Here is a 26,089-nt window from a genome sequence, read left to right as displayed (position 1 = left end):
GCCGGTCCATAACAGTCTCCGGCACGGAGAACCGATGTGACCTGGACGCGGTTGAAAGAGCTTGTCGAGACGCCCTTAAGCGGTTTGACGCAGCCGACCCGTTCGGACTGGATTTTTGCCCTGCGCACGGTTTCGGCCGGACTGATCGCGCTGCTTGTCGCCTACGCGCTGAAGCTCGACCATCCGCAATGGGCGATGATGACGGTGTTCATCGTCGCGCAGCCGGTCGCCGGCATGGTGCTGGCAAAGGGCTTCTACCGGCTGCTCGGCACGCTGGCCGGCGGCCTGGCGGCCGTCGGCATCACATCGCTGTTCGGCGCCAATCCCTGGCTGTTGGTGAGCGTGCTGGCGCTCTGGATCGGCGTCTGCACGCTGGTCTCGTCGCTATTGCGCAACCCGGAAGCCTATGGCGCCGCGCTTGCCGGCTATACCGCGATGATCATCAGCCTGCCGGCCCTCGGACAACCGCATATTGTCGTCGACCTCGCCGTCGCCCGTTGCGCGGAGATCGCGCTCGGCATCGTCTGCGCCGGCGTCACCAGCCGGCTGATCCTGCCGAAGCTCGCGGCCGACGCCATTATTTCCAGGTTGAAACGCAGCATCCTCGACCTCGCCGAATATGCCGGCGGCGCCTTTTCCAACGGCGATCCGGCAAGCCTCTCCGCACTCCAGCGCAAGCTGATCACCGATGCCCAGACGCTTGCCGAGATGCGCACCTATGCGCGCCTGGAAGCGCCGAGCTTCGCCACCCGCGCCCACCCGGTGCGGCGCACGATCGGTCAGCTTCTGTGGGCGCTTTCGGCGGCGCGCGCACTGCACAGCCACCGCAGGCCGAAGAACGCGGCGCTCATTCCCGTGCGCAGCGAATTGAAGGCCTTCGTCGGCGAACTTGCGGCGACACCCGGCGCGCTCGACGACACCGGCCCCTGGGTGGCGCGGCTCGATGCGATCGCAAGCAAGGCCAGGGAGATGCCCGACCTGCCCAACGATGACGGCTCCAGCGATACCGCCGAAGACAAGGTCGGCACCATCACCCGCCTGACCATTGCCGGCGATTTCGCCGAGGCGCTGAAGCAGGTGATGCGCGGCCTTGACGCGCTTCGCTCGCCCGTCTCGCGGAAGTCGAGCGAGCGAGGCCAGCCGGCGCTGGTCGTCCACCGCGACTACCAGGCCGCGTGGCGCAACGCCGTGCGCGCCGCGCTCGCGACGTTGCTCGTGGCGATCTTCTGGCTGACGACCAAATGGTCGGAAGCCGCCGGCACCGTCATCCTCGTCGCCGTCGTCTCCAGCCTGTTCGCGGCGCGCCCGGATCCGGTGCAGTCCGCCTGGGGTTTCTTCACCGGAACGCTGATCGCGCTGCCTTTTGCCTTTCTGGTCGGCCAGGTCGCGCTGCCGGCGCTGCCGGGCTTCGGCTGGTTCACGCTCTTCGTGGTGCCGATCCTGGTGCCCGCGGCGCTCGGCATGGCAAATCCCCGCCATGTCGGCGTCGCCACCGCCTTCGCCATCAACTTCCTCGCCTTCCTCAGCCCGCATCAGCAGATGATCTACGATCCCGGGCCATTCTTCGCCGGCTCGGCGTCGATCCTGGTCGGCATCCTGATTGCCGTCGGCGTCTTCATCGTCGTGCTGCCCGCCGACCCCTGGGTCACCGTGGAGCGTATCTCGCAGGCGATGCGCGAGGATCTGGCGCGGCTTTGCCTGCATGAGCGCATACCCCGGCGCTCGGCCTTCGAAAGCCTCGCCTATGACCGGATCAACCAGTTGATGCCGCAGGTGCAGCAAACGGGCCGCAAGGGCGATCCCATTCTTGGCGGAAGCATTTCGGCCGTCACCGTCGGGCTGGAGGTGCTGCGGCTGCGCCACGCGCAACTGAACTCCGCCGTCCCGCACGAAACAGTCGAGTCCATCGGCAATTTCCTGCGCGGCCTGGCGCGCGAATTGCTGTTTAGACGGCCGGGCGAGCCGCAGACCGCGACCGTCGCGGTGGCGAGGCAATATGCGGCCAGCATCGCCCAACGCAGCGATCGGCTCGAAATGCTGCAGATCGCCGCCTCGCTGCGCGTCATCGCCGCGGCGATGGAAGATTATCCGGATTTCTTTGCGAAGGGTCGCGCCTGAACAATTCGGAGCCCCGTTTCAGGTGAGACCGGTTCGGGAATGGTTCTTGTTAGGCTGGTCGAGACATTCTAGGTTGGACACATGGCGCTCAAACGGATGGACAACATAGGAATCGTCGTCGAGGACCTCGACGAGACGATTGAATTCTTCCGCGAGCTCGGTCTTGAACTCGAAGGGCGAGCCACGATCGAAGGAGAATGGGCCGGACGTGTCACCGGGCTCGGCGATCAGCACGTCGAGACTGCGATGATGCGCACGCCGGACGGTCATAGCCGGCTCGAGCTGTCCCGCTTCATCACACCGCCTGTCGTCGCGGATCACCGCAACGCTCCGGTGAACGCCCTGGGCTATCTCCGCGTCATGTTCGCCGTGGACGACGTCGACGAGACGCTTGAGAGACTCCGCAAGCGCGGCACCGAGCTCGTCGGCGAAGTGGTCCAGTATAAGGACGCGTATCGGCTTTGCTACATTCGCGGGCCTGAAGGGCTTCTCATCGGCCTCGCCCAGGAACTCGGCTGAGACTTGAATATGCCCTAGGCAGCGGCGATGGCCAGCGCGTGCCCGCGCGCGTTTTCCCGCAAGGCATCGAGGTGGATAGACTTCACCAGCCCGGCAAGATCGCCCTCGGCGGATTGGCCGCCGAGTTCCTTCAACATCAGCCAGCTCACTTCCTGCACGCCGGCGACACGCCGGCCGTTGGCGACCTCGCGCCAGATCTTGAGCGCGCGCAGGATGATGGCATGCGTGGCCGGCGCAAGTCCGGCGCTGCGGAACAGCGCCTGCAGCGCAACGTCGTGCCCGCCAGCGAGAAGTGCCGTCACCCGCTGCTCGGACTGTTGGGCCAAAGCCACCAGCGTCGAGCCGAAGAAGTCCACCTTGCCATGCGCGATGGTGCGGATGATGAAGCTTGCCGTGAGGTCGCCGCGCAGCCTCAGATGCTCGATCAACGCGGCATGTTCTTCCAGGCGCGTTCCCTCGATCAGCGTGACCGAGGCTTTCACGCAGGCGTCGCGCATCACGCGATCGGCGCGCGCCGCACCCATCATCGCCAGCACCAGGGGTGAACCTTTCAGGGTCTCGCCGAGCTTGACCAGGAGCATGTGCCGGCAGTCGGCCGGCAAGCGCCGATCGGCGATCAGCGCCTCGCGCACCAGCGGCAGGTGGCCGTGCCGCTCGGCCATGCGGCGGAAGCTCAGCGAAGCAATCTCGGCGCCGCTGTTGCCGACCAGCGCGGCGCAGGCCTCCGGTTCGCCGATCTCGGCGATCGCCGCCGCCAGCGACATCGAGACGACCGGACGGTTGGCGATCAGCTTCTGCGTCGCCTTCTGGCCGCAGGCGACGCGCTCGACCAGATCGGCATCGGTAAGCAGCGGCGAACGCGCCAGAACCAGCGCCGCGACTTCCGGCTGGTCGGCGGCCAACGCGCTGATCACCTGCGGCGGCGCGTGATGGCTCATCGACAGCGCCTCGGCGAGCGCCTGGCGCACCTTGGAGGAAGCGTCGTCCAGAAGCAGCGTGAGCGCCGCCTCGGCGGCGCAGCGATCCTCGAACGGCAGATCGGAATTGATATAGGCACGCGCCAGCGCGCTCGCGGCGGCGGCACGCTCGGAAACCCGTGCCGTATCAATCCATTTTAGAAAGTGCGAAACAACCATGCCGACCAGCTACGCCCTCGCCGGGATGTTCCCGGCCCCGTTGTCAACGGTAGGCTGGAAATGGTTTACGAACGGTTCACCATGTTTCTTAACCGGCTTGATGGAGGCGCGGCCAACGCCTATCAAGCAGGTGCATTGGAGGAGATCGAACCATGGCCGGGCTTTATCTGGAAGAGTTTGTCGTCGGCCACGTTTTCCATCACACGCTGCGCAAGACAGTGACCGAGAGCGACAACATGCTGTTTTCGGTGATGACGCTGAACCCGCAGCCCCTGCACATCGATTTCGACTTCGCCGCAAAGACCGAATGGGGCAAGCCGCTGGTGAATTCGCTGTTCACGCTCGGCCTGATGATCGGCATTTCGGTGAACGACATCACCGTCGGCACCACTGTCGCCAATCTCGGCATGAAGGAGACGGTGTTCCCGCATCCCGTCTTTCACGGCGACACCATCCGGGTCGAGACGACGGTCGTCTCCGTGCGCGAGTCCAAGTCGAAACCCGACCGCGGCATCGTCGAGTTCGAGCATCGCGCCTACAATCAAAATGCCGTTCTCGTCGCCAAATGCACAAGGCAGGCGATGATGCTGAAGAAGGCGGCCTGATGCGCTCGCTGCTTTTCGTACCCGGCGACTCCGAGCGGAAGCTGGAAAAAGGTTTTGAAGCCGGTGCCGACGTGGTCATCGTCGATCTTGAGGATTCCGTCGCCGCCGCGAACAAGGGAACGGCACGCACGACCGCGGCCGGGTTCATTTCGAGCCAAAGACACCGGACGGGTTCCGCCATCTATGTGCGGGTCAACGACCTGTCGACCGGCCTCACCGACGCCGATCTCGCGGCACTCGTCCCTGCTAAGCCCGACGGCATCATGCTGCCCAAGTCGAACAGCGGACGGGACGTCCAGCAGCTGGCGGCGAAGCTCCGGGTGCATGAGGCCGAAAACGGGCTGCCGGACGGCGCCATAAGAATCCTGCCGATCATCACCGAGACCGCGGCGGGCGTGTTGGCGGCGGCCAGCTATGCCGGAACGAGCGCGCGGCTCGCCGGCCTGACCTGGGGCGCCGAGGACTTGTCGGCCGCGATCGGCGCGCGCTCGACCCGCGACGAGGGCGGCCGTTACACCGACCTGTTTCGCCTGGCGCGCACCATGACCATTCTGGCGGCCGGCGCGGCCGAAGTCGCCGCTGTCGACACCGTCTTTCCGGATTTCCGCGACATGGCCGCCTTCGAGAAGGAATGCCGCGAGGCCGAGCGCGACGGCTTCACCGGCAAGATGGCGATCCATCCGGCGCAGGTGCCGGTCATCAACGCCGCCTTCACGCCATCCGCCGAAGCGGTCGAGCGGTCGCAGGCGATCGTCGACGCCTTCGCGGCGGCGGGAAACCCGGGCGTCGTCGGCATCGACGGCAAGATGTACGACCGGCCGCATCTGCGCCTGGCCGAACGTTTGCTGGCTCGCGCTAGAGCAATTCCAGGAAAAGTGTGAGCGGTTTTCTGTCCGGAATTGCGTAAAAACAAGGAGATAGAGCATTTCACCGTTTCACGGAAACGGTGAAATGCTCTAGGGCGGCAGGCAGCTCCGCCTGACCGCTACCAGACCATCGGGATCAGTTTGTAGCGAACGCGCGCGGCGTAATCGTCATAGCCCCGCAGGCCGGTCCGCAAGGTCTTTTCCTCGATGAAGGTGCGGATGGCGAGCAGGACGATGAAGGCGGGGACCGATGCCAACCCCCACCAGGAACCAAGCAGCAGCGCCGTGCCGGCGAAATAGAGTATGGCGCCGGCATACATGGGGTGGCGGACATAGCCGTATGGACCGGTGGTGATCACCTTCTGCCCGCGCTCGTCCTGGATCTTCACGACAGGCGCCGCAAAGCTGTTTTCCAGCATCGTCAGATAGCAGACCCATATCCCGACAAGCAGGACCAGCGCACCGATCACTTGCACCCAGACGGGAACTGGCGACCAGCGGAAGCGGAAGTCGAGCCCCATCAGGACCAGCCAGGCGAAAATGCCGATAAGCAATATGCTCAGCACGATCTTGTCGGCCGCGGTCTGGGTCTTCTGGATCGGCGGGCGGAGGCGCTCGTTCATCAGGCCTGGATCGCGCCGGGCGAGCGCCACGCCCATGGTCAGGCTCAGTCCGACCATCACGACTATGTACACCCAGGCTCCGGTCCAGTGCAGCGTACCGGCCGACACGAAGAGCAAGGCCCCCATGAGGCCGAACCATACGAATGTCTGGAGAACCAATCTCGAGATCATGACCAACCTTCCGTGACGTCCCCCGCCACTATTGGCCGCCCGCCGAGCCGTTCTGCGAAAATCCCAAAAGGTCCTAACCGGCCCAGGGACCGGCGTAATCGGCATAGAGCTTCGCCGGATCGGGCCGTGGCCGCTCCGGCGCAGGCCCCTGATACGACCCGATATGGACGAAGCCGATGACGCGCTCCTGCGGCGACAGCCCGAGGATCGCCCTGCCCTCGACCACATCGGAATACCAGTTGCTGATCATGTTGGTGCCATAGCCCAGCGCGTTGGCCGCGATCATCAGGTTCATGGCCGCCATGCCGCCCGACAGGAACATCTCCCATTGCGGGATCTTCGGATTCTCCTTCGGCACCGACACGACGCCGATCACCAGAGGCGCGCGCGAGAAGCGCGCCAGTTCCTGGTTGCGCCGGCCTTCCGGCAATGGCCCCTCGCGCTGCTCGGCAAGCGCCGCCAGCTTCCGGCCGATCTCGACCCGCGCCTCGCCGCGATAGAGGATGAAACGCCAGGGCTCGAGCCTGCCATGGTCGGGCACGCGCGAGGCCGCCGCGATCATCGTCGCGATCTCGGCATCGCTCGGCGCCGGCTCCTTGAGGTCGGGTATCGGCGCGGAATTACGGGTGAGCAGGAAGTCGATGATCGGCGACGCCATGGGCGCAAGTCTCCTAAGCATTCAATAGCATTCAATTTGGAGCTGAAGCACGCCATCGGGAGGTCGGGCGGCTCGGGCGGTGGCGTTTTGCGCCGGATAAGAAGCTGCCGCGCCGGGCGACGCGCTTCTAGAGCATGATGCCGAAAAGTGTGAAGCGGTTTTCGGACGACATCATGCTCTACTTCTTTGACTTAGAGCCGGATTCAGATTTCAGGTCAATTCGACCTGAAATCATCCGGCTCTAGGCCTTGAAATTGCCACCGCCTTGGGCTTCAACGCAAGCATGTTTGAGGGGTACCTGCGCCTTTTCGTGATCGCACTGGTCGCTGCGTTGTTCGCGGTGCCGGTTTCCTTCGCGCTCGCCCAGAACGCCAATGATGTCGGCGACATCAAACTTCCAGGCATTTCGAGCTATGCGACGCCAAAGGCCGGGGCGCCGCTGGCGCTCGGCAATGGCGGCGCCATCACCCTGTCGGCGCAGTTGACCGACAAGGGCGCCGACATCACTCGCGGCATCGTCTGGCGGGTCTTCAAGCCGGAACCCGCCAGCGACGGCAAGCTGCCGATGGTGGCGTCCGCGCATGGCGGCACGGCCGTGTTCCAGCTCGACCCAGGCAGCTATCTCGTCCATGCCTCCTACGGACGCGCCGGCGCCACCAAGCGCATCACCGTCGGCAAGGAGGCCCGGCGCGAAAGCCTTGTGCTCGATGCCGGCGGCTTGAAGCTCGACGCGGTGACATCGGGCGGCGCGCCCATCCCGTCGAAGAAACTGCGCTTTTCGATCTATGAAGGCGCGGCCGCGGCCAATGGCGACCGGGCGCTGATCGCCCCCGACGTCGCGCCGAACACCGTGGTGCGGCTGAATGCCGGCACCTACCATGTCGTCTCAACCTATGGCGCGGTCAACGCCGTGATCCGCTCCGATATCCGCGTCGAGGCCGGCAAGCTGACGGAGGCGACCGTCGAGCACCGCGCCGCCGAGATGACGATGAAGCTGGTGCGTGAGCCCGGCGGCGAAGCCATCGCCGACACGTCCTGGTCGCTGCTCAACGAAAGCGGCGATCCGATCAAGGAAGCGGTCGGCGCCTTCGCCTCGATGGTGCTGGCCGAAGGACAGTACACCATCATCGCCAAGAACCGCGACCGCATCTACCAGAAGGACTTCACGGTCGTTGCCGGCCAGAACCAGGAAATCGAGGTGGTGGCCAATGAGCAGTCCGCCATCGATCCGGAGGAAGGCGCGGACTGACCGGGTCCGGCTCTCAGTTGAAGTGGTAGTTCAGGCCGATGCGAACGGTCTGCTCGTGGAACTTGGCCGACACTTTGAAATCCACCGGAGCAGTCGCGGGAGCTGTAAAAGACCGACGCCCGAGATCAACATAGAGGTACTCGGCTTTGACGCTCCAGTTGGGCGCCAGCATCGTCTCGACGCCCGCTCCCAACGCCCAGCCCAACCGGGTGCTGTCGGACGAACTGTTTACGCAAATATCAACTTCGGAGCAGGGATTCTGCGCGGGTATGGAAGGCAAATTGACCGTGCTGAAGACAATATTGGTCTTGCCGTAGGCCAAACCGCCAGTCGCGTAGACCAGCCATTGCGGATCGACGAGATAGCCGGCGCGGGCGCGCACGGTGCCATACCAGTCAACTTTCTTGCTGACGGTCGTATCTGTCTGGTCAAAAGACTGGGGGCTCCTTAGTTGCGTCTCCGAGCCCTTTATCCCCGACGCCTGAATATCCGCCTCGATGCCGACGACCCAGTTGGAAGGCAGCTGCCAGTTATAGCCAACCTGGCCCCCGCCAACGACGCCGCGCGCGGAGGGTGACATCGACGTTGGAAACGCACCGGCCTCGTTAAGAGCGTCTACAATCGCCTGAATGTCTTCAATAGGAAAATCAGGCGGTGCGTGTTCAGGCCCTGGTTTCAACAATAAACCCAAGTCGCCCGAATCCCAGCCATAGCCGATATTGGCGCCGATATAGGCGCCACTCCAAGAGGGGGCCGCATCGCCGGCCATTGCGGAGTTGATGCCAACTCCTGCGGCACCCAGGACCAGTCCCGTCAATACAATAGTGTTGGCGATATTCATCGGCTCAGCTCCCCACCCAGCCTTTGATAGCAAATCGCGCAACTTGTGACTGCGGCTATTAAGCCACAGTATGAATATCTATAAATTACTAAAGCAACAGCTAAAATATGGCTATCAAGGGTGACTATGTCGCCAAGACGGAGCTTGTCCGTCAGGCGGCCTTGCGCATCCGCTTCGGCAGGAACGGCACACGTCCGCGTTGCGCAGCCGGGATCGCCAGGTCGAAGACCGCGCGGTAGAGTCGGTCGAGCAGCGCCTTGCGCTCGCGCAGCGGTTCGAGGTCGTTCCATCTCAGCACGTCGCCTACCCGCACCTCGATTGTCCTGCCTGACAGGCGGGCGAATTCGCGGATGAGCAGGGAAAGGCGCAGCGTCAACGATGCCTTGCCGATGAACTTGGCCACGCGGTTGTCGCGCTCGGCCATGTTCATCGGACCGCTGACGAGGTGGAACAGACGCCCGTTTTGGCCGGAAAAGTGCATCGGGATGACCGAGGCCTTGGCCTCCTGAACCAACTTGGCCGGAAACATCTTCCATGGCAGGTCGATGGCGCGGCCGAAGACCTTGGGCGCCGTGGCGACACCGCCAGCAGGGAAGATCACGATGGTAACACCGTTCTTCAACAGCCTCACGGCCTCATGGCGCACCGCCATATTGTTCTTCAGCGCTTCCTTTGTCTCGGAAAAATCGATCGGCAGCGAATAGGGCTCCATCTCGCGGATCCTGAGCAGGTCCTTATGGATCATGACCCGGAACGGGCGGCCCAACTGCTCGACAAGCGAAAGCACGGCAATGCCGTCGCCGATGCCGAAGGGGTGGTTGGCGACGATGACCAGCGGCGTATCGGGCAGCGCCGCCGGCGGCCATTGCACGGCGTTGCGGACCTTGACGTCGATCAACTCCAGCATGCGGGTGAACACCCGGTCGCCGGTGGGAACCACCTGGCGGCGCCAGAAGTCGTAGAGCACGGCAAAGCGGTCGCGACCCGATAGGCCCTCGACCGAATGGATGAACCAGCGCGTCAGCACCGGTTGATGCGGGTTGGCGTAGGAAAGCTCGGGAAATCGTCTTTCCCGCAGTTTCAACTTGAGCATGGCGGCTCGTTACAAGGCTGGCGTGACAGGCATATGAAAATGGCGGTGGAGACGCCACCGCCATTCTAGGAAGTGCTGGTAGATCAGGCTGCGCGACGCTTGCGGTCGGGCGAGACCGCCTCGTCGGAAAGCTGCTTCACCGCTTCGTCGAGCTTCAGCGATTCCTGGTCGCGGGAGCCCAGCCGGCGGACGTTGACGGTTTCCTCTTCCGCCTCGCGCCTGCCGCAGACGAGGATGACAGGGACCTTGGCCAGGGAATGCTCGCGCACCTTGTAGTTGATCTTCTCGTTGCGCAGGTCGGTCTCGGCCAACAGCCCCGCCGCCTTCAGCCGCTCGACGACCTTGGTGGCGTATTGGTCCGCATCCGAGGTGATCGTCGCCACCACCACCTGCAGCGGCGCGAACCACAGCGGGAAATGGCCGGAATAGTTCTCGATCAGGATGCCGAGGAACCGCTCCATCGAGCCGCAGACCGCGCGATGCACCATCACCGGCTGCTTCTTCTCCGAGTCCGAGCCGATATAGAAGGCGCCGAAGCGCTCCGGCAGGTTGAAGTCGACCTGCGTGGTGCCGCATTGCCATTCACGGCCGATGGCGTCCTTCAGCACATATTCGAACTTCGGCCCGTAGAACGCGCCCTCGCCCGGATTGATCGAGGTCTTGATGCGGTTGCCGGAGCGCGCGCGGATCGTCTCCAGCACGTTGCTCATGATCGCCTCGGCGTGGTCCCAGGCCTCGTCGGTGCCGACGCGCTTGTCCGGCCGGGTCGACAGCTTCACGCTGACCTCGTCGAAGCCGAAATCGGCATAGGTCGACAGGATCAGGTCGTTGATGCGCAGGCATTCGGCCGCGAGCTGCTCCTCGGTGCAGAAGATATGCGCGTCGTCCTGGGTGAAGCCGCGTACGCGCATCAGCCCGTGCAGCGCGCCCGACGGCTCGTAGCGATGCACATTGCCGAACTCCGCAAGCTTGACGGGCAGTTCGCGGTAAGACTTCAACCCATGCTTGAAGATCTGCACGTGACCGGGACAGTTCATCGGCTTCAGCGCGAAGACGCGGTCGTCGTCGGTGTCGTCGCCGGCGACAGTCACCTTGAACATCGCATCGCGATACCAGCCCCAGTGGCCCGACGTCTCCCACAGGCTCTTGTCCAGCACTTGCGGCGCGTTGACCTCCTGATAGCCGTGCTCGTCGAGGCGGCGGCGCATGTAGTTGATCAGGTTCTGCACCATCTTCCAGCCCTTGGCGTGCCAGAAGACGACGCCCGGCCCCTCTTCCTGGAAATGGAACAGGTCCATCTCGCGGCCGAGCTTGCGATGATCGCGCTTCTCCGCCTCTTCCAGCAGCGTCTGGTAGGCCTCGAGCTGCGCCTGGTCGGCAAAGGCTGTGCCGTAGATGCGCGTCAGCATCGGATTGTTCGAGTCACCGCGCCAATAGGCGCCCGCCACCTTCATCAGCTTGAAGGCATTGCCGATCTGCCCGGTCGAGGCCATGTGCGGACCGCGGCACAAGTCGAACCAGTCGCCCTGGGCGTAGATCTTGAGGTCCTGGTCTTCCGGAATGGCGTCGATCAGCTCGAGCTTGTAGCGCTCGCCCTTGTCGGCGAAGACCTTCTTCGCCTTCTCGCGCGACCACACTTGCTTGGTGAACGGCTTGTTGCGCGCGATGATCTCGCGCATCTTCTTCTCGATCACCGGGAAATCGTCCGGCGTGAACGGCTCGTTGCGCGCGAAGTCGTAATAGAACCCGTTCTCGATCACCGGCCCGATCGTCACCTGCGTTCCCGGCCACAGCTCCTGCACGGCCTCTGCCAGCACATGCGCCGTGTCGTGACGGATGAGTTCCAGCGCGCGCGGATCCTCGCGGGTGATGATCTCGACCTTGCCGGACGTGCCGAGCGGATCGGAAAGATCGCGAACGGTGCCGTCGAGACTGTAGGCGACAGCCTTCTTGGCCAGCGACTTGGAGATCGATTCGGCAAGACCCGCGCCGGTCAGCGCCGCATCGTACTCGCGGACGGAACCATCGGGAAATGTCAGAGAAACGGAATTCGGCATCAGGGTTCTCCTATCCAGTCCCGCAAACGAGCGCGGGTGGTGAAATGCATGCCGCAGGATGCGTTGCGGCATGCAGAGGGTTAGCCGGAGGCGTCCGGCAGCGGCAGTCTTTTATGAGGAGTTTCCGCCGCCGTAAAGCCGCAAGCCGTTCTATTTGATAAGGTCGGGCAAATCCTTCAGGAACGCCGCCCGCGTCGCGAGGCCTTTCGGCTTATCGGTCCTTTTGGCATCGACGACCAGCCTTGCAAATACGATGCGGCGGCCATTCTTCTCCGCCCAGCCGACGAACCAGCCGAGCGAGCGCTTGCCGTCCTGGCCGAGCCTTGTGCTGCCGGTCTTGCCTTGCACGGTCCAGTCTCCTGCCGCGAAGGTCGGCAGGATCGCCCTGGTCATCTCATGCGCCTTCGCCGACACCGGCATCTTGCCTGCGAGCAGCTGGCGCAGGAACGCCGTCTGCTCGACCGGCGATATCTCGAGCGAGGAATTTATCCAGGATTGCGTGAGCCCGTTGTCCTTGCCCGCATCGCCCGAGACGTCCTCGTTGCCATAACCGAATTTCGACAGATAGAAGGCGAACTTCTCGGCGCCGAGACGCCGCGTGATCTCGCGCGAGTACCAGACGATGGAGTCGCGCTCCCAGATCGTCGGATCGACGGTCTTCTGGTCACGCTTCGCCGCCTTGAATTCCGGCTTGTAGTCCCAGCTCGGCGTGTGCTGATCGCTCAGAATGCCGGAATCGTAGCCGATCAGCGCGAGCGGCACCTTGAACGTCGAGGCCGGACTGACGCGGTGGTCGCAGACGCCGTCCTGGTAAAGCGTTTCGCCGCTCCGTGAATCCTGGATCAGCGTGCAGCGGATATCGTCGAGCGGCGCCGATTGCGCCCGCACCGGCAAGCCCAGCATCCAGGCCAGAAGGAAGAGGACGATGGCGAAAATGAAAGGATAGCGGTCCATCTGGCGCATGGCGAAGTCACTCCGGAATGAGATTGCGGGAGCGGCTTAGCGAGGCGACTTGTCTCGATTTTGTCTCAAATTCGCAGTGTTCGTGCAGCTTCGCGTTAACCCTACCGGGCGGTAAACAAAGCTTAGACGATGACAGGCCTGCGAACTGTCTTGCCCGGCTGCGGGTCGGCCTTCAAAGCGCCATTTGGCTCAGCGGCAGGGCCGGCCGGATTTTCATTCACAGCTTTCGGCATATCGCGTGGCTGCGGCATCAGTCCGAGGAATTCAGGCCGCAGCCCATCGCCCCGCTTGGCGGCATGGGCGTGAATGGCCAGGAACAACGACATCATGGGGAAACCTCGCATCTTGGAGGGCTCCAGTGTCGCTTCGGCCAGCGGGTGCCGCCACCCGTTTCGGGACAAGCCTCAGCTATTGGCTTCGCCGCGTTTCTTACCGATCCGCCAGTAGCGCCAGGGCATGAACCAGACATAGCGCTGGGCAAGCGTCTCCGGCACGCGGTCGATGCCGTGCGTTCCGAGCGGACCGCAGCGCAGGACCCGGAACAGGCCCATCCAGCCACCGGCCCAAAGGCCATGGCGAGCTATCGCCTCATGCGCATATTCGGAGCAGGTCGGCAGGTGCCGGCAGCTGTTGCCGACGAAGCCCGAGAGCGTCAGTTGATAGAGGCGCACGAGCGACGTGCCCAGGATGCGCCCAGGCGTCTTGCGCCATGGCCCCGGCCAGTTGCGCCCGCTCTGCACCGGCCGGACGCCATGGGTATGCCCGGAATGGTCGCCCATTTCTCCGCAGCCTGTTTCACTGCGCGATAGATGTGGGCTCCGGCGCTGAAACGCAATGCCCTCATGGCCTGGAGCGCCGGACGGGATGGCTGCCGGTCCATGGGCGATGGTGAGAGGGAAGATCGCGACAGTTATGGTGGCCGCCGCGCACGACTTCGCCGTGCCATTGGAAGGTCGCTATCCGTATCACATCACTGAAAATGGCCAGGAACTCGTTCATGGCAGGTCTCCTTTGAAACGGATTAGACTGCTGCTGGTCTTCCTGCTCAAACGAGTATAATTTCCGCTTTGAATAACTTGAGGTTATGCGAATGAAGCGAGGACGGCTGCCGCTGACGGCACTCAGGAGTTTTGAAACGGCCGGCCGGCATTTGAGCTTCAGCCGGGCGGCCGAGGAGCTTTATGTCTCGCAGGCCGCGATCAGCCGTCAGATCCGCGAGCTCGAGACCTTCCTTGGAAGACCGCTGTTTCTGCGCCTCCATCGCCGCGTCGAACTGACCGATGCGGGACAAAGGCTGCTCGACCGATTGGTCAGGAGCTTCGATGACATCGACCGGGTGCTTTCGGAGCTTACGGCCTCGCCGGCGCAAGCCGTCGTCCGTGTAAGCGTCGAACCGTCGCTTGCCGCCGTATGGCTGGTGCCGCGGCTCAATCGCTTCCGCCAATTACGGCCCGATATCGATGTGTCCCTCGAAGTCGATCCACGGCCGATCGAGTTCCGCAGCGATCAGCCCGAACTCGCCTTGCGTTTCAGCGCGCACGCCACGTCATGGCCGCGCAGCGAGGCCGAGCGCCTGGTCTCGACCGTCGATTCACCGGTTCTGTCGCCGGGGTTGTTGGCATCCGGCCCTCCCTTGGAGAAGCCGATCGACCTTCGCCACTACACGCTGCTGCATGAGGAAAACCGCCAGGGTTGGGCGCGCTGGTTCCAGGCAGCCGGCGTGCCCGCCGATGCGGTACCCGCTCGTGGCCCTATGCTGGCCGACATCTCGCTTTCGAAACAGGCTGCGCTGCTCGGCCATGGCGTGGCGCTCGGCGATCTCCTCCAGGTCGGGGAAGAACTCGCGTCAGGCACTTTGATCAAGCCGTTCGGTATCGATGTCGCTTCCGGCGCCTACTGGCTGGTGGCCAGGAGCCTGCGGAATCTGCCGGAGCCCGCCAAGGCCTTCGCCGACTGGATCCGAAACGAATTCGCCGTGACCAGGGGAGCGGCCTGACCGCTACCTTCAAGCCGCCTGTCCGGCGCGCTTCTTCTCGATCTGGCCGATCGCATCGACCACCGCGTCGAAGGTCAGCATGGTCGAGGCATGGCGCGCCTTGTAGTCGCGCACCGGCTCCAGATATTTGAGGTCGGCGAAACGGCCATCGGGCGGTGCGCCGTTCTCCTTGAGCATCTTCAGCATGGTTTCGCGCACGGCGCGCAATTCGTCGGCGCGGGCGCCGACCACATGCTGGGCCATGATAGACGACGAGGCCTGGCCGAGCGCGCAGGCCTTCACGTCATGGGCGAAATCGGTCACCACGTCGCCATCCATCTTGAGGTCGACGGTGACGGTCGAGCCGCACAATTTGGAATGCGCCCTGGCCGTCGCGTCGGCATCGTCGAGCCGGCCGATCCGCCCTATGTTCCCGGCGAAACCGAGAATTTTCGCATTGTAGACGTCGTCGATCATATTTTTCCAATCCGTCGCCGCCGAGCGAACAGGCTTTGCCGTTCTCGCGTCTTCCTTTCGCGCCGCCAGAACCATATATAATAATCGCAGTCGGGCATCGACAAGGCGACGACAAGCCGTTGTCCCTGCCCATATGTTCACGCCGCTTGCGGGATGGAAATGGGCGATTTTCACCCAAAAGGTCGTGGTCCGTTCAACTCGTCCCACCTTTGAGTGGGACTACGGGAGACGCCTTTATGGATGCCGTCATCAAGAAAATCATGCCCCCGTCCGAATATCTGGACAAGCCTGTCACCGATCGTCCGAGCGAGGCTGAGGTCGAAGCCGCCGTGCGTACGCTTTTGCGTTGGACCGGCGACAATCCGGACCGCGAAGGCCTGATCGACACGCCCAAGCGTGTCACCAAAGCCTTCCGTGAAATGTTCAACGGCTATGACATGTGCCCGGCCGACGAGCTTGGCCGCACCTTCGAGGAAGTCGCCGGCTATGACGATCTCGTCATCGTCAGGGACATAAAGTTCCATTCGCATTGCGAGCACCACATGGTGCCGATCATCGGCAAGGCGCATGTCGGCTATCTGCCGGACGGCAAGGTCGTCGGCCTGTCGAAGATCGCGCGTGTCGTCGACATCTTCGCGCATCGCCTGCAGACCCAGGAGGCGATGACGGCGCAGATCGCCGGCGTCATCCAGGACGTTCTCAACCCGCGCGGCGTCGCCGTCATGCTCGAGGCCGAGCATATGTGCATGGCCATGCGCGGCATCCGCAAGCAGGGCTCGACCACGCTGACCTCGACCTTCACCGGCGTCTTCAAGGACACGCCCGAGGAGCAGGTCCGCTTCGTCACCATGGTGCGCGCCGGCTGATTTGCCGGCCCTCGCCGGCCCGAACATACAAGGACCGGCGATGTCGGCAGTCGAATTCCCAAAAGCTCCATCAGACAAGAAAGCGCTGGAGGAAGGCACCGTTCTTTCTCCGCGCTTCGATGCCGCGGGCCTCGTCACCGTCGTCGTCACCGATGCCGGCGACGGCATGCTCTTGATGGTCGCGCATATGAACGCCGAAGCGCTGGCGCTGACGCTCGAGACCGGGGTCGCCCACTACTGGTCGCGCTCACGCAACGCGCTGTGGAAGAAGGGCGAGACCTCGGGCAATTTCCAGCACGTCGTCGAGATGCGCACGGATTGTGACCAGGACGCGATATGGTTGCGTGTCAAAGTGTTGGGCCACGACGCAACCTGTCACACCGGCAGACGTTCCTGCTTTTATCGGACGGTGGGGCTGAACGACGGCAAGACGACGCTTGTCGACGACGGCAGCAGACCGCTGTTCGATGCGGACCATACGTATCGGAAGCCGGTGTGAACCATTCAATATTCACAAACCACTCATATTCACTATTCTCAAATATCCTTGCGGTAGAAGGGATATGGGACAAGGGAGATCGTGATGCTCGAATGGGCGTCATTGCGCAGCAGATCTGACGTTCGGGAGGCCAACGGCCCCGCATCGTCCGGCGGCGCGTCTGACCCGAAGCCAGACAGGAAAGCCGGTATCTCGCTGGCGCTCGGCGGCGGATGCGCCCGCGGCTGGGCCCATATCGGCGTGCTGCGCGCGCTTGACGAGGCCGGCATCGAAGTATCGATGATCGCCGGCACCTCGATCGGCGCGCTGGTAGGCGGCTGCTACCTTGCCGGCAAGCTCGACGAACTGGAAGAATTCGCCAGAAGCCTGACCAAGCGGCGCATTTTCGGCCTTCTCGATCTCAATCTTCGCGGCAGCGGCCTGTTCGGCGGCATGAGGCTCGATCAGCGCCTGCGCGAGCACCTCGCCGGCGCCCGTTTCGAGGACTTGTCGAAACCTTTCGTCGCCGTCGCGTCTGAAATCCGCACCGGCCATGAGATATGGCTGTCGAGCGGCTCGCTCGTCACCGCCATGCGCGCCTCCTATGCGCTGCCGGGCGTCTTCGAGCCGGTGGCCTGCAACGGCCGTATGCTGGTCGACGGCGCGCTGGTCAATCCGGTGCCGGTCTCGGTCTGCCGCGCCTATGAGCAGCCGCTCGTCGTGGCCGTCAACCTGCATTACGACCTGTTCGGCCGCGCCGCCGTCATCAAGCACAGCGCCGGCGAACTGCTTGTCGAGAACGACGCGCCGCGCCCCGGCCAGGTCAATCCCCAATCACATCAGACACGCCTTGGTATCACCGGCGTCATGGTCGAGGCCTTCAACATCATCCAGGACCGGATTTCGCGCGCCAGGCTCGCCGGCGATCCGCCGGATATGTCGCTGCAGCCCAAGCTCAGCCATATCGGCCTGACGGAATTCCATCGCGCCGACGAGGCGATCAGCCTCGGTTACCAGGCGACGAAGTCCCAGATCAACGAACTGACCCGGCTGCAGACCGTTCTGGTCTGAATTCCCCCCTATTGCATCGTTAATGCATGTCGCGCAAAAGTGTGCAGCGGTTTTGCGCGACATGCATGAAAACAAAGGCTTAAAGCGCGTCGCCTGAATCCGCTTCAGCGCGACGCGCTTCAAGCCAGCGCCGCATCGCTGATGCGAAACTGCACCGTGCGGTTGCCGTTCCAGTAATTGCCCGAGAGCGAACCGGCGATATGCACGGTCCTGCCCCTGTTTTTGAACAGGAATTCACCGAGCGCGGTGTCGACGGCACGGAACGCCATGGCCTGGATTTTGCCGCCGCTTTGCGACTGCAGGTCAACGCGGATGTGGTTGGTGCCGATCGCGCGCGCGTCGGCCAGCCGATGGCGCGGCAGCACGAACACCGGTGCGATGTGTCCGGCGCCGAACGGCCCGGCTTTCTCCAGCGCGTCGAGCAGCGCGATCGTGGCGCCCTCGGCGGCCAAGGCGCCATCGATCGCCAGGCTCTCCTCGTTCTGCAGCCGGAACACGTCGGCCGCGGCGCGCTCCTCGAAGAAGGCGCGCAGTTCGCCTAGCTTGGCGCGCTCGACGGTGATGCCCGCCGCCATTGCGTGCCCGCCGCCCTTGACGATCAGCCCGGCCTCGGCCGCCTCGCGGACCAGCCGGCCGAGATCGAAGCCGGTCACCGAACGGCCGGAGCCCGTGCCGATGCCGGTCGAATTGAACGCGATGGCAAAGGCAGGCCGGCGCGCATAATCCTTGAGCCGCGAAGCAATCAGCCCGACGATCCCCGGATGCCAGGTGTTGCTGGCGGTGACGATGACCGCCGGGCCGTTGCCGCCGGCAAGCTCCGCATCGGCCTCGGCGCGCGCCTGCGCCAGCATCTCCTGCTCCATCTGCTGCCGTTCCTGGTTCAGCCGGTCCAGCGTCTCGGCAATCCCTGTCGCCTCGACGGGATCGTCGGTGGCCAAAAGCCGGCTGCCGAGCGCGGCATCGCCGATGCGGCCGCCGGCATTGATGCGCGGGCCGATCAGGAAGGACAGATGGAAAGTGTTGATCGGTTCGCCGATGCGTGAAACCCGCGCCAGCGCCGCCAGCCCCTCGTTCTTCTGCTGGCGCGCCACTTGCAGCCCCTTGACCACGAAGGCCCGGTTGACCCCGGTGAGCGGCACCACGTCGCAGACCGTCGCCAGCGCCACCAGGTCGAGCATTGAAAGCAGGTCGACCGGCGCGGCGTCCGGTAGCCTCGCGCGCAGCACCTTCGCCGTCTGGACAAGACACAGGAAGACGACGCCTGCGGCGCACAGATGCCCCTGCCCCGACAGGTCGTCCTCGCGATTGGGGTTGACCACGGCGTCCGCGGCCGGCAACGGGCCGCCGACCTGGTGATGGTCGAGCACCACGACATCGGCGCCGGCCTCTCTGGCCGCGTCGATCGAGGTCGCGCTGTTGGTGCCGCAGTCGACGGTGACGATCAGCTTCGCGCCGCGCGAGATCAGCTCCCGCATCGCTTCCGGATTGGGTCCGTAGCCCTCGAAGATGCGGTCCGGGATGTAGATTTCCGACGGCACTGAAAAATGCGTGAGAAAGCGCTTGATGAGCGCCGACGATGCCGCGCCGTCGACGTCATAGTCGCCGAAGATGGCCACTTTCTCGCGGGCGACGATCGCATCGGCCAGCCTCGCCGCCGCTTTCTCCATATCGGTCAGCGATGCCGGGTTCGGCAGAAGCTCGCGAATGGTCGGATCAAGGAAACGCTCGGTCTGCTCCACGCTGACGCCGCGCCCGGCAAGCACCCGCGCCACGATATCCGGCACGCCACGGCCTTGCGCGATCGCGAGCGCGGCCATGTCCTGCCGCTCGGTCAGCCGGTGTTCCCAGGAAACACCGGTCGCCGACTGCCTGACATCGAGGAAGAACCGTTTCTCGCCGGTCATGCGACGCGCCGTCTGCACATCATTGCTGCGCAGATATCAACATGCGACGTCCAGAGCAATTGCGGGGAAGCGAGCAATCCGGGGAAAGGTGTGGAACGTTTTCCCCGGATTGCGGCAAAAGCGCTCGGGCTAAGCGAAATCAGAACTTATCCAGATCCTGGTGCCTGGCCTTGATCTCGCGCACCGTGCGCGAGGACGAGCGCAGCACGATGGTGTGGGTGGTGATGAAGGTGCGGCCGAATTTCACCCCGTCGAGCAGGTTGCCGTCGGTGACGCCGGTCGCCGCGAACAGCACGTCGCCGCGCGCCATGTCCTGGGCGCGGTAGATCCGCTTCGGGTCGGAAATGCCCATCTTCTGCGCCCGCGCCACCTTTTCCGGCGTGTCGAGGATCAGCCGGCCCTGCATCTGTCCGCCGGTGCAGCGAAGTGCGGCCGCCGCCAGCACGCCTTCCGGCGCGCCGCCGGTGCCGAGATAGATGTCGATGCCGGTCTCGTCCGGATCGGTGGTGTGGATGACGCCGGCGACATCGCCGTCGCCGATCAGCCGGATCGCCGCACCCGTGGCGCGCACGGCGTCGATCAGCTTGGCGTGACGCGGCCGGTCGAGGATGCAGGCGGTGATGTCGGAAACGGCCACGCCCTTGGCCCTGGCCAGATTGGCGAGGTTCTCGGCTGGCGAGGCGTCGATGTCGATCAGGCCTTCCGGATAGCCGGGACCGATGGCGATCTTGTCCATGTAGACGTCCGGCGCGAACAGCAGGCTGCCCTTCTCGGCAATGGCGATGACGGCCAGAGCGTTGGGCAGGTTCTTGGCGCAAATCGTCGTACCTTCGAGCGGATCGAGCGCGATGTCGACGGCCGGACCTTTGCCGGTGCCGACCTCCTCGCCGATATAGAGCATCGGCGCCTCGTCGCGCTCGCCTTCGCCGATCACCACCGTGCCCTTGATGGCCAGCCGGTTGAGCTCCTGGCGCATGGCGTCGACCGCCACCTGGTCAGCTGCCTTCTCGTCACCGCGCCCGCGCAGCCTTGCCGCCGCGACCGCCGCCCGCTCGGTGACGCGCACGACTTCCATGGTAAGGATCCGGTCGAGGCCGGCGGCGATGTTCTGGGCTATATTCATGAACGGGCATTCCTCGTGAAACTCAGCCTCCCGCCAGAGGCGCGCTTCTTCTGGCAAAGCTCCATGACAACGGCAAGACTTGCCCCCTCAATTTTTGAAACGACAGCAAAATCAATCGATTGAAGATGAAATCGGACTTGGCTATTCCGCCCGCTCGATGCGGATCACCTGCGGCTTGTCGGTCAGATGACCGTCCTTGGTAATGCCTTCGACGGCCTTGCGCACCGCCGCTTCCGTCGTCTCGTGGGTAACGAGGATGACGGTCTTCTGCGCCTGCGTTTCCGGGCCGGCCGCCTGCTGGACGATCGATTCCAGCGAGATGTCGTTGTCGGCCATGCGTTTGGCGATGGCCGCGAAGACGCCGGTGCGGTCATGCACGGTCAGCCGGATGAAATAGCCGCCGGCATGGCTGCGCATCCGCGCCTTCTTGTAGGGCTTCAGTTCCTTCGCCGGCCAGCCGAAGACCGGGCCGTGCTGGAAGCCCGGCCGGCTCTTGGCGATGTCGGCGATGTCGCCGACGACCGCCGAAGCGGTGGCATTGCCGCCCGCGCCCGGACCCGAGAGCAGGAGCTCGCCCAGGATATCGGTCTCGATCGCCACCGCGTTGGTGACGCCATGCACCTGCGCGATGACCGAAGCCGTCGGCACCATGGTCGGGTGCACGCGCTGTTCGATGCCGCTGTCGGTGCGCTGCGCAACGCCGAGCAGCTTGATGCGGTAGCCAAGATCGCCCGCCGCGCGGATATCGGCCTGGGTGATGTTGGAGATGCCTTCCATATAGATGTCGCCGGCGGCGATCCTGGTGCCGAAGGCAAGGCTGGTCAGGATCGACAATTTGTGTGCCGTGTCATGGCCTTCGATATCGAAGGTCGGATCGGCCTCGGCGTAACCCAGCCGCTGCGCGTCCTTCAGGCAGCCGTCGAAGGAAATGCCTTCCGCCTCCATGCGGGTCAGGATGTAGTTGCACGTGCCGTTGAGGATGCCGAAGACGCGGGTCACCGCGTTGCCCGCCATCGCCTCTCGCATCGTCTTGATGACCGGGATGCCGCCGGCCACCGCTGCCTCGTAGTTGAGCAGCACGCCTTTCTTCTCGGCGACCTCGGCAAGCGCCACGCCATGCTTGGCAAGCAGCGCCTTGTTGGCGGTCACGACATGGCGCCCGGCCTCGAGCCCCGCCTTCACCGACAGCCGCGCCGGCCCCTCGTCGCCGCCGATCAGTTCGACGAAGACGTCGATATCGGCCCGCTCGGCCATCTTGACCGGATCGTCGAACCATTTCGCGGCGCTGAGATCGATGCCGCGGTCGCGTTTCGGATCGCGGGCCGAAACGGCGGTCACGACGATGTCGCGGCCGCACTGCCGGGTAAGCTCGGCCGCCTTGTCGCGCAGCACGCGCGCCACCGAGGCGCCTACCGTGCCGAGACCGGCAATTCCAACGCGCAACGCTTCAGCCATGTCCGGCGACGCCCCTCAAACTTGCAAAAAATGTCAGGTGCAAAAAATGTCAGGCAACTCAACGACGAGCGGCTAAAGGCACCACATTGTTGGGCTGCTTGGCGGTGGTCGCGAGGAACTTCTTGATGTTGCGAGCGGCCTGGCGGATCCGGTGCTCGTTCTCGACCAGCGCCACGCGCACATAGTCGTCGCCATGCTCGCCGAAGCCGACACCCGGCGCCACCGCGACATCCGCATGCTCGATGAGTAGCTTGGAGAATTCGAGCGAGCCGAGATGGCGGAACGGCTCCGGGATCGGCGCCCAGGCGAACATCGAGGCCGCGGGCGCGGGAATGGTCCAGCCGGCGCGGCCGAAGGAATCGACCATCACGTCGCGCCGCTTGTGGTAGACCTCGCGCACCTCCTCGATGTCGGCACCGTCGCCGTTCAGCGCATGCGCCGCCGCAACCTGGATCGGTGTGAACGCGCCATAGTCGAGATAGGACTTCACCCGCGTCAGCGCCGAAATCAGCCGCTCGTTGCCGACCGCGAAACCCATGCGCCACCCAGGCATGGAAAAGGTCTTCGACATCGAGGTGAACTCGACGCAGACATCCATCGCGCCCGGCACCTGCAGCACCGACGGCGGCGGATTGCCGTCGAAATAGATTTCCGAATAGGCGAGATCCGACAAGATGATGATGTCGTTCTTCTTCGCGAAGGCGACCACGTCCTTGTAGAAGTCGAGCGAGGCGACAAGCGCCGTCGGGTTCGACGGATAGTTGAGGATCAGCGCCAGCGGCTTCGGGATCGAATGGCGGATGCCGCGCTCGACCGCCGGGATGAAGCCGTCATCGGGCTCGACCTGCAGCGAGCGGATCACCCCGCCCGACATGATGAAGCCGAAGGCATGGATCGGATAGGTCGGATTGGGGCACAGGATGACGTCGCCGGGCGCGGTGATCGCCTGTGCCATGTTGGCGAAGCCCTCTTTCGAGCCGAGCGTCGCCACCACTTGCGTGTCGGGGTTGAGCTTCACGCCGAAGCGGCGCTGATAATAACTCGCCTGGGCGCGGCGCAGGCCGGGAATGCCGCGCGACGACGAATAGCGATGCGTGCGCGGGTCGCGCACCACTTCGCACAATTTGTCGACGATGGCTTTCGGCGTCGGCAGATCCGGATTGCCCATGCCAAGGTCGATGATGTCGGCGCCGCGCGAACGGGCGCTGGCCTTCAGCCGATTGACCTGCTCGAACACGTAGGGCGGAAGCCGGCGTACCTTGTGAAATTCTTCCATTTCGGTTCCAGACGATCAAAGGGGGCGCTTTCGGCGCGCGATATAAACCTAATTGCAACTAGGGTCGAGAGCAGGGTCGCATTTGCCCTCGATCTGCTTCAGCGTGTCGTCGCCATGCGTCTTGGCCAAGGTGCTGAGTGCCGCCGCATTCGCCGGTGCCTTGACGCCGCTGCCCTTGGCGATCTGCGCCTGCTCCTTGGCCTTGAGCTGGGCGAGGTTCGCGGCGGTCTCTTCCTTGGTGAGTTGCTTGGCGGCGACCGGCGGCGGGACATTGAGGTTCGGATAGGTGCCGGTGTCCTTCGGGCCTTCGGTCAAGGCCGTCGGCGCATTGTTCGTGCTAGTGCTCGTGCAGCCGCCGGCGGGCAGCAGCACGCCGACCAGCCCCGCCACGGCCGCCATGCGGCAAATCGAACCCGCGTCGAGAAAAAAAGTCCGGCCAACATTAATCGTCATATTGTTTTCCTGGCAGCCGGGTTACAGCAAATTGGACCCGGTCAGATGTCCCATGGTAATATGTCAAGAAAACGCTCCGGGAGGAACCCCGCGAACCATGTCCAAACCTGATGATTCGGACAAAGCGGAAAATGGCGGACCTTCGGCCATCGAGCAATATCTGGTGAAGGATCCCGAGCGCTTCGCCCTGAACATGGCGCGCATGATCGAGCAGGCCGGCAAGGCGGCTTCCGCCTGGGCCGAACCGCGCGAGAAGGGTGAAGTGCGCGACCATGTCGCCGAACCGGTCGTCGACATGGTCAAGACCTTCTCCAAGCTCTCGGAATACTGGCTGGGCGATCCGCAACGCGCGCTCGAAGCGCAGACGCGACTCTTCGCCGGCTATATGACCGTCTGGGCGAACGCCATCCAGAAAGTCAACCCCAACGCCGAGGCGCCGCGGGACGCGGTTCAGCCCGAACGCGGCGACAAGCGCTTCCAGGACCCGGAATGGGGCCGCAACGCCTTCTTCGATTTCCTCAAGCAGGCCTATCTCGTCACCTCGCACTGGGCGAACGAGCTTGTCGAGCATGCCGAGGGCCTGGACGAGCACACCCGCCACAAGGCGAGCTTCTACGTCAAGCAGGTGTCGAACGCGATCGCGCCGTCGAACTTCATCTTGACCAATCCGGAGCTGTTCCGCGAGACCGTCGCCTCGAACGGCGAGAACCTCGTGCGCGGCATGAAGATGCTGGCCGAGGACATCGCCGCCGGCCGGGGCGACCTGAGGCTGCGCCAGGCGGATTACACGCCCTTCGAAATCGGCAAGAACATCGCCACGACGCCCGGCAAGGTCATCGGCCGCAGCGACGTCGCCGAGATCATCCAATACGACCCGGTGACGGAGACCGTGCTGAAACGGCCGCTGCTGATCTGCCCGCCATGGATCAACAAATTCTATATCCTCGATCTCAACCCGCAGAAATCCTTCATCCGCTGGGCGATCGAGCAGGGCCACACCGTCTTCGTCATCTCCTGGATCAATCCCGACGAACGCCACGGGACCAAGGGCTGGGAGGCCTATATCCGCGAAGGCCTGCAATTCGGCCTCGACATGGTGGAGAAGGCGACCGGCGAAAAAGAGGTCAACGCCATCGGCTACTGCGTCGGCGGCACGCTGCTTGGCGCCGCGCTTGCCCTGTTGGCGCAGGAGGGCGATCACCGCATCAAATCGGCCACCTTCTTCACCACGCAGGTCGACTTCACCCATGCCGGCGACCTCAAGGTGTTCGTCGACGAGGACCAGGTCGCAGCCGTCGAGCGCTCGATGAGCGAAAAGGGCTATCTGGAAGGCACCAAGATGGCGACCGCCTTCAACATGCTGCGCTCGGGCGACCTGATCTGGCCCTACGTCGTCAACAACTACATGCGCGGCAAGGAGCCCCTGCCGTTCGACCTGCTCTACTGGAATTCCGATTCCACGCGCATGGCGGCGGCCAACCACTCGTTTTATCTGCGCAATTGCTATCTCGAGAACAATCTCTCGCGCGGCGTGATGGAGCTTGCCGGGCGCATGGTCTCGCTGGCCGACATCACGATTCCGGTCTACAACCTGGCCACGAAGGAAGACCACATCGCGCCGGCGCTTTCGGTGTTTCTGGGATCGCAGTTTTTCGGCGGCGACGTCGAGTATGTGATGGCGGGCTCCGGCCACATCGCTGGCGTCGTCAACCCGCCCGCCGCCAGGAAATATCAGTACTGGACCGGCGGCAAGCCGGTGGGTGACTTCGACGCGTGGCTCGCCGCGGCGCACGAGCATCCCGGGTCCTGGTGGACGCACTGGCAACACTGGATCGAGAACCAGGACGACATCCGCGTACCCGCCCGAAAACCGGGCAAGCGTATGAAAACCTTGGGGGATGCGCCGGGCACCTATGTCAAGGTGCGCGTGTAACAGACTGTAATGTCTGGTGAGTTGACGCCCCGCCCAAACAGGGCGAAATGGTGGCGTCAATCGTTCGGCGGCCTCAAATCAGCGTTCGACGCAGAATAATTCCGAGGCTTGCAGATTCGACACATGTCCCGTTCCGGTTGGGAACAGGAGGGTTATCGCGGCGCCGTTATGGAGTGGCG

25 protein-coding genes are annotated in these 26,089 nt (G+C 63.9%); 11 read left to right on the top strand and 14 right to left on the bottom strand.

What is annotated here, in order from left to right:
• The first annotated feature begins 36 nt into the window (after positions 1-36).
• Both FJ430_RS18225 and FJ430_RS18220 read left to right on the top strand, forming a co-directional pair.
• A complete protein-coding gene (locus FJ430_RS18225; RefSeq protein ID WP_140707959.1) occupies positions 37-2,118 on the top strand; it encodes an FUSC family protein in 2,082 nt (693 codons plus the stop codon).
• A gap of 81 nt (positions 2,119-2,199) precedes the next feature.
• Entirely contained in the window at positions 2,200-2,637 is a 438-nt protein-coding gene (locus FJ430_RS18220; protein WP_140707961.1) for a VOC family protein, read from the top strand.
• A gap of 14 nt (positions 2,638-2,651) precedes the next feature.
• On the opposite strand, the gene FJ430_RS18215 is transcribed toward FJ430_RS18220, so the two are convergent.
• Entirely contained in the window at positions 2,652-3,773 is a 1,122-nt protein-coding gene (locus FJ430_RS18215) for a DUF2336 domain-containing protein (RefSeq protein WP_140647834.1), read from the bottom strand.
• Positions 3,774-3,925: 152 nt separating this feature from the next.
• Between FJ430_RS18215 and FJ430_RS18210 the strand changes: the two genes are divergently transcribed.
• Positions 3,926-4,378, top strand: coding sequence for a MaoC family dehydratase (locus FJ430_RS18210; protein WP_140647835.1), 453 nt, complete (start codon positions 3,926-3,928; stop codon positions 4,376-4,378).
• Entirely contained in the window at positions 4,378-5,259 is an 882-nt protein-coding gene (locus FJ430_RS18205; RefSeq protein WP_140707963.1) for an HpcH/HpaI aldolase/citrate lyase family protein, read from the top strand. The genes FJ430_RS18210 and FJ430_RS18205 overlap by 1 nt, the downstream gene beginning before the upstream one ends.
• 104 nt (positions 5,260-5,363) lie before the next feature.
• On the opposite strand, the gene FJ430_RS18200 is transcribed toward FJ430_RS18205, so the two are convergent.
• Together FJ430_RS18200 and FJ430_RS18195 are read right to left on the bottom strand one after the other, a co-directional pair.
• Entirely contained in the window at positions 5,364-6,038 is a 675-nt protein-coding gene (locus FJ430_RS18200) for a methyltransferase family protein (RefSeq protein ID WP_140707965.1), read from the bottom strand.
• Positions 6,039-6,111: 73 nt separating this feature from the next.
• Entirely contained in the window at positions 6,112-6,696 is a 585-nt protein-coding gene (locus FJ430_RS18195) for a nitroreductase (protein WP_140707967.1), read from the bottom strand.
• 283 nt (positions 6,697-6,979) lie between these two features.
• Between FJ430_RS18195 and FJ430_RS18190 the strand changes: the two genes are divergently transcribed.
• Entirely contained in the window at positions 6,980-7,945 is a 966-nt protein-coding gene (locus FJ430_RS18190; RefSeq protein WP_140652364.1) for a hypothetical protein, read from the top strand.
• Between the two features lie 13 nt (positions 7,946-7,958).
• On the opposite strand, the gene FJ430_RS18185 is transcribed toward FJ430_RS18190, so the two are convergent.
• The 5 genes from FJ430_RS18185 to yidD form a co-directional block, all read right to left on the bottom strand.
• On the bottom strand, positions 7,959-8,786 hold the full coding sequence (locus FJ430_RS18185) for an outer membrane protein (RefSeq protein WP_140707969.1): 828 nt from the start codon (positions 8,784-8,786) through the stop codon (positions 7,959-7,961).
• 151 nt (positions 8,787-8,937) lie between these two features.
• A complete protein-coding gene (locus FJ430_RS18180; protein ID WP_140707971.1) occupies positions 8,938-9,879 on the bottom strand; it encodes a lysophospholipid acyltransferase family protein in 942 nt (313 codons plus the stop codon).
• Positions 9,880-9,962: 83 nt separating this feature from the next.
• Entirely contained in the window at positions 9,963-11,936 is a 1,974-nt protein-coding gene (gene thrS / locus FJ430_RS18175) for a threonine--tRNA ligase (RefSeq protein ID WP_140707973.1), read from the bottom strand.
• A 150-nt stretch (positions 11,937-12,086) separates the two neighbouring features.
• A complete protein-coding gene (gene blaOXA, locus FJ430_RS18170) occupies positions 12,087-12,899 on the bottom strand; it encodes a class D beta-lactamase (RefSeq protein WP_140707975.1) in 813 nt (270 codons plus the stop codon).
• 404 nt (positions 12,900-13,303) lie between these two features.
• Positions 13,304-13,678 carry a membrane protein insertion efficiency factor YidD gene (gene yidD, locus FJ430_RS18165; RefSeq protein WP_140647844.1) on the bottom strand — a complete coding sequence of 125 codons (375 nt, stop codon included), beginning with the start codon at positions 13,676-13,678 and terminating at the stop codon, positions 13,304-13,306.
• An 85-nt stretch (positions 13,679-13,763) separates the two neighbouring features.
• Here yidD and FJ430_RS18160 point away from each other — a divergent pair, with 85 nt between their 5' ends.
• Together FJ430_RS18160 and FJ430_RS18155 are read left to right on the top strand one after the other, a co-directional pair.
• The gene (locus FJ430_RS18160; RefSeq protein ID WP_140647845.1) at positions 13,764-13,958 is read left to right on the top strand and encodes a hypothetical protein; all 195 of its coding nucleotides are present in this window, start codon (positions 13,764-13,766) and stop codon (positions 13,956-13,958) included.
• A gap of 31 nt (positions 13,959-13,989) precedes the next feature.
• Entirely contained in the window at positions 13,990-14,895 is a 906-nt protein-coding gene (locus tag FJ430_RS18155) for a LysR substrate-binding domain-containing protein (protein WP_140707977.1), read from the top strand.
• A gap of 9 nt (positions 14,896-14,904) precedes the next feature.
• Here FJ430_RS18155 and FJ430_RS18150 read toward each other — a convergent pair whose 3' ends face one another.
• Complete coding sequence (locus FJ430_RS18150; RefSeq protein WP_140707979.1) at positions 14,905-15,351, bottom strand: iron-sulfur cluster assembly scaffold protein; 447 nt, start codon at positions 15,349-15,351, stop codon at positions 14,905-14,907.
• Between the two features lie 236 nt (positions 15,352-15,587).
• Here FJ430_RS18150 and folE point away from each other — a divergent pair, with 236 nt between their 5' ends.
• The 3 genes from folE (at position 15,588) to FJ430_RS18135 (ending at position 17,766) form a co-directional block, all read left to right on the top strand.
• Complete coding sequence (gene folE / locus FJ430_RS18145; RefSeq protein WP_140648134.1) at positions 15,588-16,217, top strand: GTP cyclohydrolase I FolE; 630 nt, start codon at positions 15,588-15,590, stop codon at positions 16,215-16,217.
• A gap of 40 nt (positions 16,218-16,257) precedes the next feature.
• Entirely contained in the window at positions 16,258-16,716 is a 459-nt protein-coding gene (hisI, locus tag FJ430_RS18140; protein WP_140707981.1) for a phosphoribosyl-AMP cyclohydrolase, read from the top strand.
• A gap of 84 nt (positions 16,717-16,800) precedes the next feature.
• Entirely contained in the window at positions 16,801-17,766 is a 966-nt protein-coding gene (locus FJ430_RS18135) for a patatin family protein (protein ID WP_140707984.1), read from the top strand.
• Between the two features lie 119 nt (positions 17,767-17,885).
• Here FJ430_RS18135 and recJ read toward each other — a convergent pair whose 3' ends face one another.
• The 5 genes from recJ to FJ430_RS18110 all read right to left on the bottom strand — a co-directional run bounded on the left by recJ (position 17,886) and on the right by FJ430_RS18110 (position 23,977).
• Positions 17,886-19,670, bottom strand: a complete 1,785-nt coding sequence (gene recJ / locus FJ430_RS18130) for a single-stranded-DNA-specific exonuclease RecJ (RefSeq protein ID WP_140652384.1) — start codon at positions 19,668-19,670, stop codon at positions 17,886-17,888.
• A gap of 139 nt (positions 19,671-19,809) precedes the next feature.
• Positions 19,810-20,793 (bottom strand): class II fructose-bisphosphatase, encoded by a 984-nt coding sequence (gene glpX, locus FJ430_RS18125; RefSeq protein WP_140648138.1) that lies wholly within the window; start codon positions 20,791-20,793, stop codon positions 19,810-19,812.
• Between the two features lie 141 nt (positions 20,794-20,934).
• The gene (locus FJ430_RS18120) at positions 20,935-22,248 is read right to left on the bottom strand and encodes a homoserine dehydrogenase (protein ID WP_140707986.1); all 1,314 of its coding nucleotides are present in this window, start codon (positions 22,246-22,248) and stop codon (positions 20,935-20,937) included.
• A 58-nt stretch (positions 22,249-22,306) separates the two neighbouring features.
• Complete coding sequence (locus FJ430_RS18115) at positions 22,307-23,524, bottom strand: LL-diaminopimelate aminotransferase (RefSeq protein WP_140648140.1); 1,218 nt, start codon at positions 23,522-23,524, stop codon at positions 22,307-22,309.
• A 48-nt stretch (positions 23,525-23,572) separates the two neighbouring features.
• Positions 23,573-23,977 carry a hypothetical protein gene (locus FJ430_RS18110; RefSeq protein WP_181175501.1) on the bottom strand — a complete coding sequence of 135 codons (405 nt, stop codon included), beginning with the start codon at positions 23,975-23,977 and terminating at the stop codon, positions 23,573-23,575.
• 97 nt (positions 23,978-24,074) lie between these two features.
• Between FJ430_RS18110 and phaC the strand changes: the two genes are divergently transcribed.
• Positions 24,075-25,910, top strand: a complete 1,836-nt coding sequence (phaC, locus tag FJ430_RS18105) for a class I poly(R)-hydroxyalkanoic acid synthase (protein WP_140708002.1) — start codon at positions 24,075-24,077, stop codon at positions 25,908-25,910.
• Positions 25,911-26,089: the final 179 nt, after the last annotated feature.

Origin of the sequence: Mesorhizobium sp. B2-8-5, assembly GCF_006440675.2 — a bacterium.
In the GTDB taxonomy this organism is placed as follows: Bacteria; Pseudomonadota; Alphaproteobacteria; order Rhizobiales; family Rhizobiaceae; genus Mesorhizobium.
Note: the sequence above shows the minus strand (reverse complement) of the source record. Positions and strands in the feature narration are given on the sequence as shown.

Bases quoted from the DNA above. Each gene is read 5' to 3' on its own strand.
- FJ430_RS18220 (WP_140707961.1), top strand. From the start codon at position 2,200: ATGGCGCTCAAACGGATGGACAACATAGGAATCGTCGTCGAGGACCTC.
- FJ430_RS18215 (WP_140647834.1), bottom strand. From the start codon at position 3,773: ATGGTTGTTTCGCACTTTCTAAAATGGATTGATACGGCACGGGTTTCC.
- FJ430_RS18210 (WP_140647835.1), top strand. From the start codon at position 3,926: ATGGCCGGGCTTTATCTGGAAGAGTTTGTCGTCGGCCACGTTTTCCAT.
- FJ430_RS18205 (WP_140707963.1), top strand. From the start codon at position 4,378: ATGCGCTCGCTGCTTTTCGTACCCGGCGACTCCGAGCGGAAGCTGGAA.
- FJ430_RS18200 (WP_140707965.1), bottom strand. From the start codon at position 6,038: ATGATCTCGAGATTGGTTCTCCAGACATTCGTATGGTTCGGCCTCATG.
- FJ430_RS18195 (WP_140707967.1), bottom strand. From the start codon at position 6,696: ATGGCGTCGCCGATCATCGACTTCCTGCTCACCCGTAATTCCGCGCCG.
- FJ430_RS18190 (WP_140652364.1), top strand. From the start codon at position 6,980: ATGTTTGAGGGGTACCTGCGCCTTTTCGTGATCGCACTGGTCGCTGCG.
- FJ430_RS18185 (WP_140707969.1), bottom strand. From the start codon at position 8,786: ATGAATATCGCCAACACTATTGTATTGACGGGACTGGTCCTGGGTGCC.
- FJ430_RS18180 (WP_140707971.1), bottom strand. From the start codon at position 9,879: ATGCTCAAGTTGAAACTGCGGGAAAGACGATTTCCCGAGCTTTCCTAC.
- thrS (WP_140707973.1), bottom strand. From the start codon at position 11,936: ATGCCGAATTCCGTTTCTCTGACATTTCCCGATGGTTCCGTCCGCGAG.
- blaOXA (WP_140707975.1), bottom strand. From the start codon at position 12,899: ATGCGCCAGATGGACCGCTATCCTTTCATTTTCGCCATCGTCCTCTTC.
- yidD (WP_140647844.1), bottom strand. From the start codon at position 13,678: ATGGGCGACCATTCCGGGCATACCCATGGCGTCCGGCCGGTGCAGAGC.
- FJ430_RS18160 (WP_140647845.1), top strand. From the start codon at position 13,764: ATGGCTGCCGGTCCATGGGCGATGGTGAGAGGGAAGATCGCGACAGTT.
- FJ430_RS18155 (WP_140707977.1), top strand. From the start codon at position 13,990: ATGAAGCGAGGACGGCTGCCGCTGACGGCACTCAGGAGTTTTGAAACG.
- FJ430_RS18150 (WP_140707979.1), bottom strand. From the start codon at position 15,351: ATGATCGACGACGTCTACAATGCGAAAATTCTCGGTTTCGCCGGGAAC.
- folE (WP_140648134.1), top strand. From the start codon at position 15,588: ATGGATGCCGTCATCAAGAAAATCATGCCCCCGTCCGAATATCTGGAC.
- hisI (WP_140707981.1), top strand. From the start codon at position 16,258: ATGTCGGCAGTCGAATTCCCAAAAGCTCCATCAGACAAGAAAGCGCTG.
- FJ430_RS18135 (WP_140707984.1), top strand. From the start codon at position 16,801: ATGCTCGAATGGGCGTCATTGCGCAGCAGATCTGACGTTCGGGAGGCC.
- recJ (WP_140652384.1), bottom strand. From the start codon at position 19,670: ATGACCGGCGAGAAACGGTTCTTCCTCGATGTCAGGCAGTCGGCGACC.
- glpX (WP_140648138.1), bottom strand. From the start codon at position 20,793: ATGAATATAGCCCAGAACATCGCCGCCGGCCTCGACCGGATCCTTACC.
- FJ430_RS18120 (WP_140707986.1), bottom strand. From the start codon at position 22,248: ATGGCTGAAGCGTTGCGCGTTGGAATTGCCGGTCTCGGCACGGTAGGC.
- FJ430_RS18115 (WP_140648140.1), bottom strand. From the start codon at position 23,524: ATGGAAGAATTTCACAAGGTACGCCGGCTTCCGCCCTACGTGTTCGAG.
- FJ430_RS18110 (WP_181175501.1), bottom strand. From the start codon at position 23,977: ATGACGATTAATGTTGGCCGGACTTTTTTTCTCGACGCGGGTTCGATT.
- phaC (WP_140708002.1), top strand. From the start codon at position 24,075: ATGTCCAAACCTGATGATTCGGACAAAGCGGAAAATGGCGGACCTTCG.